Raw genomic sequence first — 17,277 nt, forward strand, 5'->3', positions numbered from 1 at the left:
GTTACTCTGGGTTGTCCGCGAGGGATCTCGCCGCCCGGGCGCAGTGGGCGAGTGCCCGGCGCGCGTACTCCGGGGAAGCGCCCGCGAGTCCGCACGACGGAGTGACCGTGACCGCCTCCGCGAGAAGACCCGGATGCAGCCCCAGCCTGCGCCACAACGTCCTGACACCCATGACGCTACCGGCAGGGTCTGACAATGGACCGTCCGTCCCCGGCACGACACCGGCGAACAGCCGGGTACCGCCTTCCACCGCCTCACCGATGACATCGTCGTCACGCTCGGTGAGCAGTGCGAAGTCGAACGAGATGGCCGCGGCCCCCGCCCTGCGCAGCAGCGCGAACGGCACGTCGGGCGCGCACGAGTGCACCACGACCGGGCCGTCGGTGTGCACCCCGACGACGTCCCGCAGCGTCGACTCCACCCGCTGCCGGTCGACGGCGCGATGCGTGCGGTAGCCGCTGGCGGACTTCACCTGGCCGCGCAGCACCGCGATGAGCGAGGGCTCGTCGAGCTGCAGCACGATCTGGGCGCCGGGCACCCGGCGCCGTACCTCCGCGAGGTGGGTACGCAGCCCCTCGGCGAGCGAGCCGGCGAGGTCCCGGCAGGCGCCGAGGTCGGAGAGCGCCGCCTCGCCGCCCCGCAGCTCCAGCGCGGCCGCCAGCGTCCAGGGGCCGACGGCCTGCACCTTGAGCGGCCCCTCGTACCCCTGGGTGAACTCCTCCAGCGCGTCGAGGTCTTCGCCGAGCCAGGATCTGGCCCGCTTGGTGTCGCGCCCGGGCCGGTCCCCGATCCGCCAGCCGCTGGGCTCCACGCGCGCGTAGAGGTCGACCAGCATTCCGGCGGTCCGTCCGATCATGTCCGCGCCGGGCCCCCGCGCGGGCAGTTCGGCCAGGAACGGGAAGTCCTCGAACGACCCGGTCACGGTCTTGGCGGCCTCGCGGGCGTCGTCGCCGGGCATGGATCCGACCCCGGTGGCGGGGCCCCAGGTGAAGCTCATCGTCCCGGCCGCACGGTCAGGTCGTTGACCTCCGCGTCGCGCGGCAGGTCGACGGCCAGCAGGATCGTCGTCGCGACGGACTCCGGGTCGATCCACTTCGAGGCGTCGTACTCCTTGCCCTCCTGCTGGTGGACCTTCGCCTGCATGGGGCTCGCCGTCCGTCCGGGGTAGACGGAGGTCACCCGGACTCCGTTGGCGTGCTCCTCGTGGCGCAGGGAGTCCGCGAGGGCCTTCAGGCCGTGCTTGGAGGCGGCGTACGCGGACCAGTCGGCGTGCGCGGCGAGGCCGGCGCCGGAGTTCACGAACACCACGTGGCCCTGGGCGACACGGAGTTGCGGCAGGAAGTGGCGGGTCAGCTCGGCGGGGGCGATCAGGTTGACGTTGAGCTGGTGGCGCCAGGACTTCGGGGTCAGCTCCGCGACGGTGCCGAGGTCGACCACGCCCGCGATGTGCAGGAGCGAGTCGACACGGTCGGGCAGGGACTGGTGCGAGAACGCCCAGGAGAGCTTGTCCGGGTCCGCCAGGTCGCCGACCAGGGTCCGGGCCCCGGGGAACTCGGCCGCCAGCTCCTTCGCGCGGCCCGCGTCGCGCGCGTGCAGCACGAGCTCGTCCCCGCGCGCGTGCAGACGGCGGGCGACGGCCGCGCCGATGCCGGACCCTGCCCCGGTGATCACATGTGTAGCCATGGACGCCATGCTCGCATCACTGGGGGCCGATGCCCGCGGCGGGAGCCGCTGGTGTCACAGCCTCCAGGTAGGCCAGCGCCTCCACCGGCTCCTCGGCGAAGAACACCAGGTCGGTGAGTGGGCAGGGCAGGAACCCCTCGGCCTCCATACGGCGGAACTGCGCCTTCAGGCCGTCGTAGAAGCCCGCCGTGTTGAGCAGGACGACCGGCTTCTCGGTCTTCCGGTGCTTCTTCAGCTCCAGGATCTCGGTCGCCTCGTCGAGGGTCCCGGCGCCGCCCACCATGATCACGACGGCGTCGGCCTTGGCCAGGAGCAGCGCCTTGCGCTCGGCGAGGTCCCGGGCGATCACCATCTCGTCGGCTCCCGCCCGCGCCGTGGCCGCCAGGAAGTCCACGGAGACGCCCAGCAGCTGTCCGCCCGCCTCCTGCACCCCGTCGGCGACCACCTTCATCAGCCCGACGTCGGAGCCGCCCCACACCAGCGTGTGGCCGCCCTTGCCGAGGAGTTCGGCGAACTCGCGGGCGGGACGGGTGTAGCGGTCGTCGAGGTCGGCGGCGGAGAGGAAGACGCAGATATTCATGTGCCTACCGTACGAGGGAAGAACCCGGCTCTCGCGCGCGCTGTACGGGTATGGCCAATGGACACACGATCACGATCGAAGAAGGCACGGAGCGCGTACGCGTCGTGCACGGCGACCAGGTCCTGGCGGAGAGCGACCGGCCCCTGGTGCTGCGCGAGACGGGCTCTCCCGTGCGCTATTACCTTCCGGCCGAGGACGTCCGCCTGGACCTGCTGACGACCTCCGACACCCACACGCACTGCCCCTTCAAGGGCGACGCGTCCTACTGGTCCCTGCCCGACGCCCCCGACCTCGTCTGGTCCTACCCCGACCCCAAGCCGGAGGTCGCCCGGATCAAGGACCATCTCTGCTTCTACGAAGTCGAAGTGGCGTAATCGCACCGGTGCCACGCCGACGGCCCGGGTGTTCCCGGGCCGCTTCGGTGGTCAACACAGTCGCCGTGCACGGAGGGCCAGGAAAGCCCCTAGACGAGTCATTCCGAATGCTGACGGTGTGTCTGGGAACGCAGACAGGGCGTCCAAGATTCGTTGTGTGACGAACAACCTAGACGCCCTGCTGACCGCACTGTACGTGAAGATCGACGACGAGATCGGAGGTAGCCGATGGCTTGGCCGACCGCCGCAGCTGACGGATTCTGAGCTGGTCACCCTTGCCGTCGCCCAGGCGCTGCTGGGCTTCACCTCGGAGTCGCGCTGGCTGCGGTTCGTGGACTCCCGACTGGGAGCGATGTTCCCGTACGTGCCCAGGCAGCCGGGCTGGAACAAGCGGCTGCGGGCAGCGTTGCCACTGGTCAAGAGGGCAATACGACTGCTGGCCGTCGATACGGACTTCTGGTTCGACAACCACTGGATCATCGACTCCACACCGGTGGAGTGCGGCCGCTCGCGTCCGACGGTGAAGCGGTCGGACATGGCCGGCTGGGCCGGATACGGGTACTGCGCCTCGCACTCCCGGTTCTTCTGGGGCCTGCGCCTGTTCCTGGTATGCACCCCGACCGGGATGCCCATCCTGTGGGCACTGGCGAACCCGAAACTGGATGAGCGGGAGGTGCTGTCGGCGATGCTGGACCGCGAACCGCACCTGTCCACGGACCGGCCGAGCCTGCTGGTGATCGCAGACAAAGGCTTCGCCTCCAAGGAGTTCGAGGCCGATCTGGCCTTCCGGGGCGCGGAGTTGCTGCGTCCTTCTTTCAAGCGCGAGAAGAAGCGCAGGGGCGAGAGCCTCCTGAAGTCGGTGCGACAGCTGATCGAGTCGGTCAACGACACCCTCAAAGGCCAGCTCGACCTGGAACGGCACGGTGGACGGACCTTCGAAGGTGTCGCCGTCCGCGTCGCCCAACGCATCCTCGCGATGGCCGCCGCGATCTGGCACAACCACAAGACCGGCCAGCCCGTCATACGATCCTTGATCGCTTATGACCACTGACCACATCGGAATGACTCGTCTAGACGCTCGCCGTCGCGCGCGTGGTCGTCGCGATCGTCGCCGAGCCCACCACGCGTGTGCCGTCGTACAGGACGATCGCCTGGCCGGGGGCGACCCCGCGGACCGGCTCGGTGAAGGTGACCTCGAGCTCGCCGTCGACCAGTTCGGCAGCGACCTCCGTCTCGCCTCCGTGGGCGCGGAGCTGGGCGGTGTAGGTGCCCGGCCCGGTGGGGGCGGCGCCGCACCAGCGGGGCTTGACGGCGGTCAGCCCACTGACGTCCAGGGACGCCGCGGGACCCACCGTCACCGTGTTGTTCACCGGCGAGATGTCCAGGACGTAGCGCGGCTTGCCGTCCGCGGCCGGGGTGCCGATGCGCAGCCCCTTGCGCTGGCCGATCGTGAAGCCGAACGCGCCCTCGTGGGAGCCGACGACCGCCCCGGACTCGTCGACGATGTCGCCCTCCGCCTTGCCCAGGCGGTTCGCCAGGAAGCCCTGGGTGTCGCCGTCGGCGATGAAGCAGATGTCGTGCGAGTCGGGCTTCTTGGCGACGGCCAGGCCCCGGCGCTCGGCCTCCGCGCGGATCTCGTCCTTCGTCGTCACCGTGTCACCAAGCGGGAACAGCGCGTGGGCGAGCTGGCGGTCGTCGAGGACCCCGAGGACGTACGACTGGTCCTTGGCCATGTCCGAGGCGCGGTGCAGCTCGCGCGTGCCGTCCTCGCTGACGATCACCTGGGCGTAGTGGCCCGTGCAGACCGCGTCGAAGCCGAGGGCGAGCGCCTTGTCGAGCAGGGCGGCGAACTTGATCTTCTCGTTGCAGCGCAGACACGGGTTGGGGGTGCGCCCGGCCTCGTACTCGGCGATGAAGTCCTCGACCACGTCCTCGCGGAAGCGCTCGGCGAGGTCCCACACGTAGAACGGGATGCCGATGACGTCGGCGGCGCGGCGGGCGTCGCGCGAGTCCTCGATGGTGCAGCAGCCTCGCGCGCCCGTGCGGAACGATTGCGGGTTGGCGGAGAGCGCGAGGTGCACGCCCGTCACGTCGTGACCGGCTTCCGCCGCGCGGGCGGCGGCGACGGCGGAGTCCACGCCGCCGGACATGGCGGCGAGGACGCGGAGGGGGCGGGGGCTCTGCGAGATCTCAGTCATAGCCCCTCCAGAGTACGGGGCCGCGGGAACCGAAGCCCGCGGGTATCCGTTGATGATCGCAACGGAGCCCGCTGCGGGACGGGCGGGCACGATGAACGGGGGCGGACGCCATGAGTGGGGCCGCGGAGAACACCGAGAACACAGGCAGCAAAGACAACACAGGCGACTCGGGAACCACCGAAGCCACAGGAAGCGTGGGAACCAGGGAGACCGCAGCCGGCACAGGGACCACGGGAACCACGGAAGCCACGGGGGCTGTGGGCACCACGGGGATCACTGGAGCCGGGGAATCCACCGGGAGCAGCGGGGGCGGCGTGGGCGCGAACGGGACCAAGGGGCGTGCCCGCCGGGACCACGACCGGCGGATCGGACGGCGGACGCTGCTGATCGGCGGGGCCGCGGCCGCCGTGGGCACGGCGGTGCTCGCGCGCGGCGAGCTCGCGCATCTGTGGTGGCGACTGCCCGGCGTCGAAAAGCCCCGGGTGGCGGGCGCCGTCGACTTCCGGGGTGCGCAGTGGGTGGCCGCCTCGTCGGCGAACTGGCGGCGTGCGGACCGGCCCGACGACTACGGGATAGACCGGGTCGTCATCCATGTCACCCAGGGCAGCTACCGGAGCGCCGTGAAGGTCTTCCAGGACCCCGCGCACGCCGCGGCCGCGCACTACATCGTGCGCAAGGACGGGCACATCACCCAGATGATCCGCGAGCTGGACGTGGCCTTCCACGCGGGCAACCGGGAGTACAACGAGCGGAGCGTCGGCATCGAGCACGAGGGGTTCGTGGAGCAGGCCTCGTCCTTCACGGACGCGATGTACGCGGCCTCGGCGCGGCTGACGGCCGCGATCTGCGGGCGGTACGACATTCCCGTGGACCGTACGCACATCATCGGGCACGTCGAGGTGCCCGGCACGGATCACACGGACCCCGGGCGGTACTGGGACTGGGACCGGTACATACGGCTCGTACGACAGGCGCGCACCGCGGCGCAGCCGACGCGCACAGCCGGGGCGTAGCCGACAGAGAGCGCTTCCCCCGCGTGGTCACAGACAAGGGCGCGGCAGGCCCGGGTCACCGAATCGTGATGCTGTGAGGCCCCTTCCGGGACGCGTGTGTCCGTTGCGTCCCGTGCGGCCGATGTGACCAGCGACACGTCAACTCTCGCTGTTTCCAAGCGGGTTGACGGCGAGCCGATCCTGACTTTTAGTCATCGGATTTCACAGCGAAGACGGCGTTCTCCTAACTCGACCCAAGTCCTTACACAGCCCTTAGGTCGAGAGTCCAGCGCCATGACGCACACCACGCAGCCCGCCTCCGGCGCGGGCAAGGACAAGGGCCAGTCCAAGACCAAGGGCAAGGGCATGCACCGCCGCAAGTTCCTCGGCGGGATGGCCGGAGCGGGCATCGCGGCGGTGACCGCCGGCGGCACGGCCATCGCCTTACTGACGAACGCGACGCAGAACAAGGCGCACGCCGCGGGCACCACGCTGACCATCCCCGACCTCCTGGAGGGGACCACCACGGACGGCACCACGACGTTCACCCTGGAGGCGAAGGCCGGCACCAGCGAGGTGCTCAGCGGGGTGACCAGCACGACCGCGGGCTACAACCAGTCGTTCCTCGGCCCCACCATGAAGTGGACCTCCGGCGACACCGTCCTGCTGAACATCACCAACAGCCTCACCGAGGACACCACCGTCCACTTCCACGGCGCGCACGTCCCGCCCAGCATGGACGGCGGCCCGCAGAACTCCTTCGCCGCGGGGAAGACCTGGTCGCCCACCTTCACGGTCAAGGACGAGGCCAAGACGCTCTGGTACCACCCGCACGCCCTGGGCACCACGGCGGAGCAGGCCACCCACGGCCTCGCGGGAATGATCATCGTCGAGGACGACTCCGACGCCTCCGCGGCCCTGCCCAGCACCTACGGCACCGACGACATTCCGATCATCCTGCAGTGCCTGGCCACCGACAGCGCCGGAGACATCAAGTACAACCTGACCGGCTACCTCAGTAACGGCCTGAGCTTCCCGCTGCTGTGCAACGGCACGAACGTCGACGACACCACGCTCTCCTTCACCGCCACCAAGAAGCGCACCCGCTTCCGGCTGCTCAACGCCTCGCCGTCCGACATCATCACCGTCCAGCGCAGCGACGGCGGCACGCTCACCCAGATCGCCACCGACCAGGGGTATCTGACCGAGGCCACCGAGGTGGCGTCGATCCGGCTGGTGGCGGGCGCACGCGCCGAGTTCGTGATGGAACTCAGTGACGCGGTGACCCTGGAGGCCGTGGTGACGACGGGCTGGGTGCGCGGCGGCAGTGGGACGTACGAGTTCCTGACCGTCACGCCGGACGCCTCGGACACTCCGGAGACCCTGCCGACCCTCAACACCATCACCCGGTACGACACCAGCGACTTCACCGCCCGGACGATCACGCTCGGCCAGAGCGGCGCGACGATGACGATCAACGGCTCCGCCGGGACGAGCATGTCCTCGATGGCGATGATCAGCACCACCCTGGGTGCCGAGGAGGTGTGGACGGTCAAGAACAGCACGCAGCTTGAACACTCGTTCCATCTGCATGATGTGCCGTTCCAGCTGATCTCCATCAACGGGGAGGATCCGACGGGCGTCCAACTGGGCTGGTACGACACGTTCGAGGTGGTCGGCGGCGGCTCCATCGAGATCGCGATGAAGTTCACCGACTTCTCGGACGACACCTACATGTACATGCTCCACTGCCATCTGCTGCAACACGAGGACGAGGGCATGATGGCCTCCCTGATGGTGACGGACAGCTAGGGTCTGTCCGGCCCCGCGGGCGGGCGTGGGAGTGTCAGGTCAGACCTGCCGTCCGCGCCCGCTCCACCGCCGGGCCGATCGCCTTGGCCACCGCCGCCACGTCCGCTTCCGTGGAGGTGTGGCCCAGGGAGAAGCGCAGAGTGCCGCGGGCCAGGTCGGGGTCGGTGCCGGTGGCCAGCAGGACATGGCTGGGCTGGGCTACACCGGCCGTGCACGCGGAGCCCGTGGAGCACTCGATGCCCTGGGCGTCCAGCAGGAGCAGCAGGGAGTCGCCCTCGCAGCCCGGGAACGTGAAGTGCGCGTTGGCGGGCAGCCGGCCCCCGGTCGCCGGGTCGCCGCCGAGGATGGCGTCGGGCACGGCCGCGCGTACGGCGTCGACGAGGTCGTCGCGCAGGGCGCCGATCTCCCGGGCGAACCACTCGCGCTGCTCGGCGGCGAGCCGCCCGGCGACCGCGAACGAGGCGATGGCGGGTACGTCGAGGGTGCCGGAGCGCACATGCCGCTCCTGGCCGCCGCCGTGCAGCACGGGTACGGGGGTGTACTGACGGCCCAGCAGCAGGGCCCCGATGCCGTACGGGCCGCCGATCTTGTGGCCGGAGACCGTCATCGCGGCGAGGCCGGAGGCGGCGAAGTCGACGGGCACCTGACCGAAGGCCTGGACGGCGTCGGAATGCAGCGGGACACCGAACTCGGCGGCGACGTCGGCAAGTTCACGGACCGCCATGACCGTGCCGATCTCGTTGTTGGCCCACATGACGGTGGCGAGGGCGACGTCGTCGGGGTTCCGGACGATGGCCTCGCGCAGGGCGTCCGGGTGGACGCGGCCGTAGGAGTCGACGGGCAGGTACTCGACCGTGGCGCCCTCGTGTTCGCCGAGCCAGTGGACGGCGTCGAGGACCGCGTGGTGCTCGACGGGGCTCGCGAGAACCCGGGTGCGGGCCGGGTCGGCGTCGCGGCGGGCCCAGTACAGGCCCTTCACGGCGAGGTTGTCGGCCTCGGTGCCGCCGGAGGTGAAGACGACCTCGCTGGGGCGGGCGCCGAGGGACTCCGCCAGGGTTTCCCGGGCTTCCTCGACGGTCCGCCGGGCGCGGCGGCCGGCGGCGTGGAGGGAGGAGGCGTTGCCCGTGATGCTCAGCTGGGCGGTGAGTGCCTCCACCGCCTCGGGGAGCATCGGCGTGGTCGCGGCGTGGTCGAGGTAAGCCATGATGGGCCCGATTCTACGGGCCGTCCGCGCACGGCCTCGGCCCCCGTCGGGGTGACCGCCTGTCGGCCCCTCGTTCCGCGGTGGATCAACGCCTCGTTCGGTGGCGGCTCAGAAGTTCCAGGACACCGTGCTGTCGAACTGCATGAACGCCACCAGCACCAGGAGATCGGCGATGCCGAGACCCAGGCCGAGGAAGGCACGGCCGCGGCGGGCGGTACCGCGCCAGAGGGCGGCGGAGGCCAGGGCGATGGCGATCGGGCCCAGGAAGACGTTCAGGACCAGCAGGCCGAGGAGGCCGAGGATGAAGGAGGCGACGGCCATGCCGTCGGCGTCCTTGGTGGCGGTCCTGCCCGTGGCCGCGCTGCGCGTGGCCGTACCGGCCGTGGGCGCGGTGGTGAGGTCGGTTCGCTCGGTGAGTTCCATGACGTGAGTCAGCTCCCAACGATCAGTTGGTGGAGGTGTGGCGCCGGCGGGCGTTGCGCTCGCGGACCGCGAAGACGGCCAGCCAGACGCCGATGACGACCGCGGCGACGAGGGTGACGGGCAGCGGGGCGTGGGCCACGGAGCCCATGACGACACCCAGCAGCAGGAGGGCGGCGACGAGGAACAGCATGAGGTGCCTCTCGACGGTGAACCCCGATTGTTACGGGGACTTGGCGACTCAGTGAACGGTTGTAGTAACACTTGTTCACTGACTCCAGAGTCTAGCGCGTCACCCGGCTTTCCAATTACGGAGAACAGTTGTTAACTGCATGGCATGAGTCACACTCTCGGCCTCCGACAGGCCCAGAAGCAGAAGACCCGCCAGGCGCTCCTGGACGCGGCGTTGGAACTGCTGGAGGAGCAGAGTCTGAGCAGCCTGGGTCTGCGTGAGGTCACCCGTGCCGTAGGAGTCGCGCCGACCGCCTTCTACCGGCACTTCCGCTCGACGGAGGACCTCGGCGTGGCACTGGTCGAAGAGGCGCTGGGCAGTCTGCACCCGATGATCGGGGACACGGTCTCCGCGACCGGCGACAGCGAGGAACGCATCGGGCGCGCGGTCGACCTGATCGCCCACCATGTCGAGACCCACCCCGCGCACGTCCGTTTCATCGCGCGCGAGCGGCACGGCGGGGTCCAGCCCGTGCGGCAGGCGATCAGGGAGCAACTGGAGCGGTTCGCCGAGGAGGTGAAGGCCGAACTGGCCAAGCACCCCGAGTCGGAGGGGTGGAGCGACGACGATCTGCTGATGCTCGCGGGGCTGTACGTCGACCAGATGCTGATGACGGCCTCGCTCTATCTGGAGGCACTGGAGGCGTCCGAGGAGGAGCGGGAGCGGGTGGCCCGCGTCGCGACCCGCCAGATGCGGCTGATCGCCATCGGCCGCCGCAACTGGCTGGGGTGACGCCCCCGTTCACCGACGAACGGGGGTGACGCACCCGAACATCGAGTACGTCACCCCCGAGCGGACCGGGACCGGCTCAGCCCTGTGCCGCCTGCTGGCTGGGCTGGCCGCCACCGCCCGGGCCGCCGCCACAGCCACCCTGGCCGCCCCCCTGACCTCCGCCCTGGCCGCCGCCTGGGCCGCCGGTCGGCATGCCCGAGGGACCGCCGGACGGCATCTTGCCGGTGGGCATGTTCGACGGCGTCCCCGAGGGCGAGCCGGTGGGCCTCCCGGAGCCCCCGCCGTTCGGCATGCCCGACGGGCCCCCGCTCGGCATGCCCGACGGCCGCTGACAGTTCTGGTTCGAGTTGCCGCTGTTCGAGGACGACGAGTCGCCCGAGCCGCAGGCCGCCAGCAACGGCGAGAGCGCCAGCAGGGCCACGGCGGGGACGAGTCGGGCACGACGGTTCATGAGGTAACTCCCAGTCAGGTCACGTGGTCCGGTTTATGAAGGCCGGATGAGCGCGGGATGAGTGGTGGACAGAGGACCAGATCCACGTAGGGCCGCGCTGTGCCGAACCTGTGGTTACCTGTGGGTCAACTTCCCGCGTGCGGGGCGTGATCCCCGCCGTGCACCGCGCCGATCGCGGCCGCCGTCCCGGCCGGTCCCGCCCGTACCTCCGACGGTGGGACCACCTCGGCCGTGTCCACGAAGGCCAGCGGCGTGCGGGCCTCGTGGGCGACGCCGTACGACGGGTACGCCCAGAACCCACCCGCTCTCGCCGTCGGCCTCCGATAGCGCCGTGCGGGCGCCCGCGTTGAGCCCGAGGAACATGTCGAGGCGGGAGCGCCGTACCCGAACTGTGACATCGAGACCGCCCGGACGCCGCTTCACGGGATCACTCAGGGGCCAGGACTCCGGAGGTCGACACCGCCTCTATGTCGCGGTGGATGGCGCGTACCGGCGCCCCACCCCGTGTGCCGAGTTCCACGTAAGGACCTGACCAGGAGCTGCCGTTCGGCCCGGTGGCGCCGGCCCCCGAAGGGACCGACGTCCGCGGACGGCTCGCGGCCCACCCGGGCCGGCGGCCGTTCAGCCGAGCCGGACCCGGGCGAGCTGTCGGGACTGCGCGACCAGCCGGTCCGCGCTGTCCCACACCTCGGCGTCCTCCTCCAGGAAGCCGCCGGCGAGGTTGCGGGTGGTGATCGACACCCGCAGCGGGCCCGGCGCCGGACGGCAGCGCACATGGACCGTCAGTTCGACCGTCGGTACCCAGCCGGAGATGCCGAGCTCGAAGGCGGTGGGCGGCAGCGCGTCGACCGCGAGGAGCAGCGAGAGGGGGTCGGGGTCCCGGCCGTCGGCGAGCCCGAACCAGGAGCGCATCTCGCCCTTGCCGGACGGCGCCCCCAGGGCCCAGCCGAGCGTCGCGGGGTCGAGCTTGAGCATCAGCCGCTCGGTGATGGCGGAGCTGCCCTCGACGGGCGCGGGGCCGTCCTCCGGCCCGAAGCAGTGCTCCATGGCCGGGATCGCGGGCGGTGTCGCCGTGGTGCGGACGTCGTCGGGCAGGGCGTCGAGATCGCCGTACGAGGCGAGCACACGGATCCGTTCGACCTCGCGGCCCTCGTCGTCGTACTGGAAGAGCGAGGCCTGCCCGGTCGACAGGGTCCGCCCCGTCCGCACGACGTCCGTGCGGACCACCGCGGGGCCGGGTTGCGACGCGGTCAGATAATGGGCCGAGACGGTGAACGGGTCGCTGTGCGGCAGGGCGTCGGCGAGGGCGCGGCCGAGGACGGCGAGCAGATAGCCGCCGTTGACGGCGCTGATGATGGTCCACCCGGCGGACAGGTCGATGTCGTAGACGCCGGGTTCGCGCAGGGTGACCGCGGTGTCGCGGTCGAACTCGCTGTCACCGATCGTGGCGCGCGCGGCCTGTGCGGTAGCTGCTTCTGACATGCCCGAACGGTACAACAGGTGATTACTAAGCAGTAGCTTTTTCTGTTTCAGGCATGTGAATCCGCTCACTCGAGGGTGAGGTTTCGGCAATTTCTCAGTAAGTGTCCGAACTCTTCCGTGAACCAACGGCATCGGATCCCCCTCTCCAAGGACAGAGAACCCGATGCAGCTGCAGACCCTCGATCCAGCCCGTCACAGGAAGAGCCGCACACACCGTGAGCCTCACCGGAACGCCGTTCCTCCTCACCGCCATCGTCCTGGTCGCGGTCGCCCTGATCGTTCCCCTCGTGCTGTGGTCGCGCATTCCCGGCCCCGCACTGGTGCGCAGCGTGGCCCGGATGGTGATGCTGCTGTTCGCCCAGGGCACCGCGATCACCCTCGTCTTCGTGCTCGTGAACAACAGCAACAGCCTGTACGACAACTGGGCCGACCTGCTCGGCACGGGCAACCACGTGCGGGCGGCCGCCAACCTCGGCCGTGACGGCACGGGAGGTATCTCGCTGCACCGGCTCCCCAAGGTCCACCAGACGTTCTCGCAGGCCGACGGCCCCGGTATGTCCAAGGCGGGCGGGGTGAAGGTCACCCAGCTGCACGGCCAGGTGTCGGGCGTGGACGCGGAGGTCTACGTCTGGCTGCCGCCGCAGTACAACGAACCGGCCTACCGCAACCGGAAGTTCCCCGTCGTGGAGCTGTTGCCCGGCTATCCCGGCTCCGCGAAGGCGTGGTTCGGTTCGCTGAAGGCGCATGAGCAGTTGCTGCCGCTGATGCGCGACGGACAGGTCGCGCCGTTCATCCTGGTGGCACCGCGCACGAATCTGCTGGCCAAGACCGACACCGGCTGCGCGAACGTCCCCGGCAAGGTGAACGCCGACACCTGGCTCAGCATCGACGTGCCGAAGATGGTGGTGGACAACTTCCGGGCGAAGTCCGCGCCGGACGGCTGGGGCGTGGCCGGCTACTCGGCGGGGGCGCACTGCGCGGCCAAGCTCGCGATCGCCCACCCCGACCGCTACCGTGCCGCGGTGAGCATGTCCGGGTACAACGACCCGATCGGCGAACGCAACTCGCTCACGGCGCGGAGCCTGACGCTGCGCCGGGAGAACAATCCCTACCTGCTGCTCAAGTCCTACCGCACGCCGCCCCCCGTCTCCCTCTACGTCTCCGGCGAGGCTCACGACGGCTACGAGGCGGGCGCGGCGCTCCAGTCGATCGCGAAGGCGCCGACGAGCGTGCAGGTGGTGCTGCTGCCGCGCAGCGCGGGCGGCCACAACATGGCCCTGTGGCGGCCGCAGATCACGGAGGTCTTCCGTTGGCTGACCCTGCAGATCGGGCCGGGGGCCCACGCTAAGGAGTCTCCGGCTCCGTCGCCGTCGACCGGCGATGCCAAGCACGCGGCGCTCGCCAGTGGAACCGCATCGCGAGCAACCGCAGGACGAAAGCGGTGACCGCGGCGAGCCCGCTGGTGAACGGGGACAGCACGTCGTAGCGGATGCACAGGACCACCATCGTGGCGCCGACGATCGCCGGCACGGCGTACAGATCGCGGTCCCAACGCAGCAGTGAGGGCACCTCGTTGGCGAGGACGTCGCGCAGCACACCGCCGCCGACCGCGGTGGCCAGGCCCAGGGCGGCGGACGGGGTCAGGCCGAGGCCGTACTCGTACGCCTTCGTGGTGCCCGCGACGCAGAACAGGCCGAGTCCTGCCGCGTCGAAGACGTTGACCGCGACCTGGATACGCTCCACCTCGGGGTGGAGGAAGAACACGAGCAGGGCGGCGAGCAGCGGGGTGCTGAAGTAGCCGAGGTCGGTGAACGCGGCCGGTGGTACGGCCCCGATGACCATGTCGCGGAACAGCCCTCCGCCCAGTGCGGTGACCTCGGCGAGGACGGCGATGCCGAACACGTCGAAGTTCTTGCGGACGGCCAGCAGAGCGCCGGAGATCGCGAAGACGAAGATCCCCACGAGGTCGAGCACATGCTGGACGGAGGGGGTGAACAGTTCCTGAAGCACCCGGACATTCTCACCCGTCGCGGGGCTCGCACCTTACAAAGAAAGGCCTACAGGGCTGGTTTCCCTGTGGTGAACAGCCAGGTCTGGAAAAGGTCGTCGAGCTGTTGCCCCGAGATCCTCTCGGCGAGGTGGATGAAGTCGGCGGTGTTGGCGTTGCCGTACTTGTGAAGCTTCGTCCAGGCGGGCAGCAGCTTGAAGAACGCGGTGTCGCCGATGCGCTCGCGCAGCATCTGCAAGGTCATCGCGCCGCGCTGGTAGACCGCCGAGGCGAACATGGTGTCGCGCTGCGGGTCGGCGACGACGGTCCCCCAGAAGGCCGAGTCCCCGGGGCGCGAGTTGTAGCCGGCGAGGAAGGAGTCGTGCGCCGAGCGGATCCCCTTGTGTTCGGACCACAGCCACTGGGCGTAGGTCGCGAAGCCCTCGTTCAGCCAGATGTCCTTCCAGCGCTCCACCGACACGGAGTCGCCGAACCACTGGTGGGCCAGCTCGTGCACGATGGTCGTCTCCGAGCGCACGGCGGAGTACGCGGGCTTCGACTGCACCTCCAGCGAGAACCCCGCCTCCGGCATGTCGTCGACGATCGCGCCGGTCTCCTCGAAGGGGTAGGGCCCGAAGACCTGCGACCAGTAGTCGGTGGCCTCGGCCGTCACGGCGTACACGTCGACGCTGTTGCTGTTGGCCAGCACCGGGTCGATGGCCACGTAGATCGGCGTCCCGGCCGGTGTCGTCCCTGTCTTGACGTCGAACTTCCCGATGGTCGCGGTCGCGAGGTAGGTCGCCATCGGCCTGTTCTCACGCCAGTGCGTGACCGTGCTGCCGCCCTTGTCGTACGTCGATATCAGCCGCCCGTTGGAGACGCCCGTCAGACCCTTGGGCGCCTTGATCCGGATGTCGTAGGTGGCCTTGTCGGCGGGGTGGTCGCTGGACGGGAACCAGGTGGAGGCGGCGTTGGGCTCACAGGCGACGAAGACGCCGTCGGTGGTCTTCATCCATCCGTAGTCGGAACCGAAGACGATGGGACCGCTGAGGGCCTCGGGGACGCCGCCGTACGTGACGGTGACGGTGAAGGTCCTGCCCTTGCGGATCACCCCGTGCGGGGTGATGTGGATCTCGTCCCCGTCGCGCGTGAAGTCGGCGCGTCTGCCGTTCACTTCGACGCGCGTGACCTCCAGTTTCTGGAGGTCGAGGTCGAAGGAGGAGAGGGACTGGGTGGCCCGGGCCGTGAGTGTCGTACGGCCGTCGAGGCGGTCGGTGTCCGGGTTGTATGCCACGTCCAGGGCGTAGTGGCGGGCGTCGAAGCCGCCGTTGCCGAGCTGGGGGAAGTAGGAGTCGCCGATGCCGTCGGCGCCCGGGGTCGGGGCGGAGGAGGCGGCAATGACGAGGAAGGAAGCCGCCGCGGTCGCGAGGGCCCCTAAACGTGCCGAACGGGAGAATGGCATGAACGTCCCTTTCGTACGTGTTCCGATCGTTCCCGATCAGTTGGACACGCGAGACTCTGCACTCTTCCGTTCGGTCATGTTCATGACTTTGCCTAATCGTCATGCCCTACTCGCCAGTTGACTCCTGACGATCAGCGTTCAGAACAAATGCCCCGGTAACCGATTTCTCCGGTTACCGGGGCATAGGCGTCGGTGAACTCACACCGCCCTGTTCAGCCGCGGACGTTCACTTCTGGCTGCCGGATCCCGATTCCTCCGACGAGTCTTCCTCCGACGAGTCCGACTCCTCGGCGGCGACCGTTTCGGAGACCTCCGCGGCGGCCGCCTCGGTGGTCTCGTCCGTGGCGGCCTCGGAGGTTTCCTCCATAGCCGCCTCGGAGGTTTCCTCCGTAGCGACCTCGGCGGACTCCTCCGCGCCGGCCTCGGCGGACTCCTCCGTGGCGGCCTCGGAGGTTTCCTCCGTGGCGGCCTCCGGGGTCTCCTCCGTGGTCTCCAGTTCCGCGGCCACCGCCGCCGACGTCTCCGCCGACTCCGCCAGCACCTCGTCGGCCACGAGCGTCGCGGCCTCCTTGGCGGCGGACAGCAGCACCGTGTCCTGCGGGGCCTGGTCCTCGAAGTTCTCCGGGTGGTGGCAGGCGACCTGCTGGCCGGGCTTCAGCTCCAGGAGCGGCGGCTCGGTCGTCTTGCAGATCTCCGTGGCCTTCCAGCACCGCGTGTGGAAGCGGCAGCCGCTCGGCGGCGAGATCGGCGAGGGCACGTCGCCCGTGAGCAGGATGCGGTCGCTCTTCACGTTCCGGCGCTTGGGGTCCGGGATCGGCACCGCGGACATCAGCGCCTTGGTGTACGGGTGCATCGGCGCCTTGTAGAGCGAGTCGCGGTCGGCGAGCTCCACGATCTTGCCGAGGTACATCACCGCGATCCGGTCCGAGACGTGCCGGACCACCGACAGGTCGTGCGCGATGATCACGTACGTGAGGCCGAGCTCCTGCTGCAGGTCGTCGAGAAGGTTGACGACCTGCGCCTGGATCGACACGTCGAGCGCCGAGACCGGCTCGTCCGCCACGACCAGCTTCGGGTTGAGCGCGAGCGCGCGGGCGATACCGATGCGCTGGCGCTGGCCGCCGGAGAACTCGTGCGGATAGCGGTTGTAGTGCTCGGGGTTGAGGCCGACGACCGACAGCAGTCGCTGGACCTCCTTCTTGATCCCGCCCTCGGGATTGACGCCCTGCAGCTTGAACGGGGCACTGACGATCGTGCCGATCGTGTGCCGGGGGTTCAGCGACGAGTACGGGTCCTGGAAGATCATCTGGACGTCACGGCGCAGCGGGCGCATACCGCTCACACCGAGGTGCGTGATGTCCTTGCCCTCGAACTCGACCTTGCCCGCGGTCGGTTCGAGCAGCCGTGTGATCAGCCGGCCCATCGTGGACTTGCCACAGCCGGACTCGCCCACGACACCCAGGGTCTCCCCCGAGCGCACCTCGAAGTCGAGGCCGTCGACGGCCCGCACCGCACCGACCTGACGCTGCATCAGGCCCTTGCGGATGGGGAAGTGCTTCTGCAGTCCGGTGACCTTCAGCAGCACGTCACCCGGGGCGGCGTCCTTGGTGAGGGTGGCGCCGCCTTCGTCCTGTGCCTGTGCGGGAATGGTCACTTCCGCGTCCTTGG

The 17,277-nt window shown here is 69.7% G+C and carries 19 protein-coding genes; 6 read left to right on the forward strand and 13 right to left on the reverse strand.

Annotated features, from left to right (window positions below; genetic code table 11):
• Nucleotide 1: 1 nt before the first annotated feature.
• The 3 genes from OG568_RS17765 to OG568_RS17775 are packed head-to-tail and all read right to left on the reverse strand — an operon-like array spanning nucleotide 2 to nucleotide 2,263.
• Nucleotides 2-997 carry a methionine synthase gene (locus OG568_RS17765; RefSeq protein WP_329532292.1) on the reverse strand — a complete coding sequence of 332 codons (996 nt, stop codon included), beginning with the start codon at nucleotides 995-997 and terminating at the stop codon, nucleotides 2-4.
• The gene (locus OG568_RS17770; RefSeq protein ID WP_266431126.1) at nucleotides 994-1,692 is read right to left on the reverse strand and encodes an SDR family oxidoreductase; all 699 of its coding nucleotides are present in this window, start codon (nucleotides 1,690-1,692) and stop codon (nucleotides 994-996) included. Before OG568_RS17770 ends, OG568_RS17765 begins: the two co-directional genes overlap by 4 nt.
• 7 nt (nucleotides 1,693-1,699) lie before the next feature.
• Nucleotides 1,700-2,263 (reverse strand): TIGR00730 family Rossman fold protein, encoded by a 564-nt coding sequence (locus OG568_RS17775; RefSeq protein WP_329532293.1) that lies wholly within the window; start codon nucleotides 2,261-2,263, stop codon nucleotides 1,700-1,702.
• Nucleotides 2,264-2,313: 50 nt separating this feature from the next.
• Between OG568_RS17775 and OG568_RS17780 the strand changes: the two genes are divergently transcribed.
• Nucleotides 2,314-2,637, forward strand: coding sequence for a DUF427 domain-containing protein (locus OG568_RS17780; RefSeq protein WP_266648149.1), 324 nt, complete (start codon nucleotides 2,314-2,316; stop codon nucleotides 2,635-2,637).
• Nucleotides 2,638-2,794: 157 nt separating this feature from the next.
• Nucleotides 2,795-3,688 (forward strand): IS982 family transposase, encoded by an 894-nt coding sequence (locus tag OG568_RS17785; protein WP_329530528.1) that lies wholly within the window; start codon nucleotides 2,795-2,797, stop codon nucleotides 3,686-3,688.
• A gap of 19 nt (nucleotides 3,689-3,707) precedes the next feature.
• Here the strand turns inward: OG568_RS17785 and mnmA are convergent, their stop codons facing one another.
• A complete protein-coding gene (mnmA, locus tag OG568_RS17790; RefSeq protein ID WP_329532294.1) occupies nucleotides 3,708-4,835 on the reverse strand; it encodes a tRNA 2-thiouridine(34) synthase MnmA in 1,128 nt (375 codons plus the stop codon).
• A gap of 314 nt (nucleotides 4,836-5,149) precedes the next feature.
• Here mnmA and OG568_RS17795 point away from each other — a divergent pair, with 314 nt between their 5' ends.
• Nucleotides 5,150-5,848, forward strand: a complete 699-nt coding sequence (locus OG568_RS17795) for an N-acetylmuramoyl-L-alanine amidase (RefSeq protein ID WP_266431906.1) — start codon at nucleotides 5,150-5,152, stop codon at nucleotides 5,846-5,848.
• A gap of 273 nt (nucleotides 5,849-6,121) precedes the next feature.
• Nucleotides 6,122-7,639 carry a multicopper oxidase family protein gene (locus tag OG568_RS17800; RefSeq protein ID WP_329532295.1) on the forward strand — a complete coding sequence of 506 codons (1,518 nt, stop codon included), beginning with the start codon at nucleotides 6,122-6,124 and terminating at the stop codon, nucleotides 7,637-7,639.
• A 34-nt stretch (nucleotides 7,640-7,673) separates the two neighbouring features.
• On the opposite strand, the gene OG568_RS17805 is transcribed toward OG568_RS17800, so the two are convergent.
• The 3 genes from OG568_RS17805 to OG568_RS17815 form a co-directional block, all read right to left on the reverse strand.
• A complete protein-coding gene (locus OG568_RS17805; protein ID WP_329532296.1) occupies nucleotides 7,674-8,843 on the reverse strand; it encodes a cysteine desulfurase family protein in 1,170 nt (389 codons plus the stop codon).
• 108 nt (nucleotides 8,844-8,951) lie between these two features.
• A complete protein-coding gene (locus OG568_RS17810; protein ID WP_266634693.1) occupies nucleotides 8,952-9,164 on the reverse strand; it encodes a DUF4190 domain-containing protein in 213 nt (70 codons plus the stop codon).
• A gap of 124 nt (nucleotides 9,165-9,288) precedes the next feature.
• Complete coding sequence (locus OG568_RS17815; protein ID WP_095852481.1) at nucleotides 9,289-9,456, reverse strand: hypothetical protein; 168 nt, start codon at nucleotides 9,454-9,456, stop codon at nucleotides 9,289-9,291.
• 144 nt (nucleotides 9,457-9,600) lie between these two features.
• Here OG568_RS17815 and OG568_RS17820 point away from each other — a divergent pair, with 144 nt between their 5' ends.
• Nucleotides 9,601-10,227 carry a TetR family transcriptional regulator gene (locus OG568_RS17820; protein WP_266585994.1) on the forward strand — a complete coding sequence of 209 codons (627 nt, stop codon included), beginning with the start codon at nucleotides 9,601-9,603 and terminating at the stop codon, nucleotides 10,225-10,227.
• A 76-nt stretch (nucleotides 10,228-10,303) separates the two neighbouring features.
• Here OG568_RS17820 and OG568_RS17825 read toward each other — a convergent pair whose 3' ends face one another.
• The 3 genes from OG568_RS17825 to OG568_RS17835 form a co-directional block, all read right to left on the reverse strand.
• The gene (locus OG568_RS17825) at nucleotides 10,304-10,678 is read right to left on the reverse strand and encodes a hypothetical protein (protein ID WP_266431140.1); all 375 of its coding nucleotides are present in this window, start codon (nucleotides 10,676-10,678) and stop codon (nucleotides 10,304-10,306) included.
• 125 nt (nucleotides 10,679-10,803) lie between these two features.
• A complete protein-coding gene (locus OG568_RS17830; RefSeq protein ID WP_329532297.1) occupies nucleotides 10,804-11,076 on the reverse strand; it encodes a hypothetical protein in 273 nt (90 codons plus the stop codon).
• Nucleotides 11,077-11,299: 223 nt separating this feature from the next.
• Nucleotides 11,300-12,160, reverse strand: coding sequence for a thioesterase family protein (locus OG568_RS17835; protein WP_266431142.1), 861 nt, complete (start codon nucleotides 12,158-12,160; stop codon nucleotides 11,300-11,302).
• Between the two features lie 215 nt (nucleotides 12,161-12,375).
• Here OG568_RS17835 and OG568_RS17840 point away from each other — a divergent pair, with 215 nt between their 5' ends.
• A complete protein-coding gene (locus OG568_RS17840; RefSeq protein ID WP_266585991.1) occupies nucleotides 12,376-13,605 on the forward strand; it encodes an alpha/beta hydrolase in 1,230 nt (409 codons plus the stop codon).
• Here the strand turns inward: OG568_RS17840 and OG568_RS17845 are convergent.
• The 3 genes from OG568_RS17845 to OG568_RS17855 form a co-directional block, all read right to left on the reverse strand.
• Nucleotides 13,505-14,170 (reverse strand): trimeric intracellular cation channel family protein, encoded by a 666-nt coding sequence (locus tag OG568_RS17845; protein ID WP_266431146.1) that lies wholly within the window; start codon nucleotides 14,168-14,170, stop codon nucleotides 13,505-13,507. The genes OG568_RS17840 and OG568_RS17845 overlap by 101 nt on opposite strands.
• A 47-nt stretch (nucleotides 14,171-14,217) precedes the next feature.
• On the reverse strand, nucleotides 14,218-15,609 hold the full coding sequence (locus tag OG568_RS17850) for a M1 family metallopeptidase (RefSeq protein WP_266431148.1): 1,392 nt from the start codon (nucleotides 15,607-15,609) through the stop codon (nucleotides 14,218-14,220).
• Nucleotides 15,610-15,835: 226 nt separating this feature from the next.
• A complete protein-coding gene (locus OG568_RS17855) occupies nucleotides 15,836-17,263 on the reverse strand; it encodes an ABC transporter ATP-binding protein (protein ID WP_329532298.1) in 1,428 nt (475 codons plus the stop codon).
• Between the last annotated feature and the right edge of the window lie 14 nt (nucleotides 17,264-17,277).

It is taken from the genome of Streptomyces sp. NBC_01450, from assembly GCF_036227505.1.
Lineage (GTDB): Bacteria > Actinomycetota > Actinomycetes > Streptomycetales > Streptomycetaceae > Streptomyces.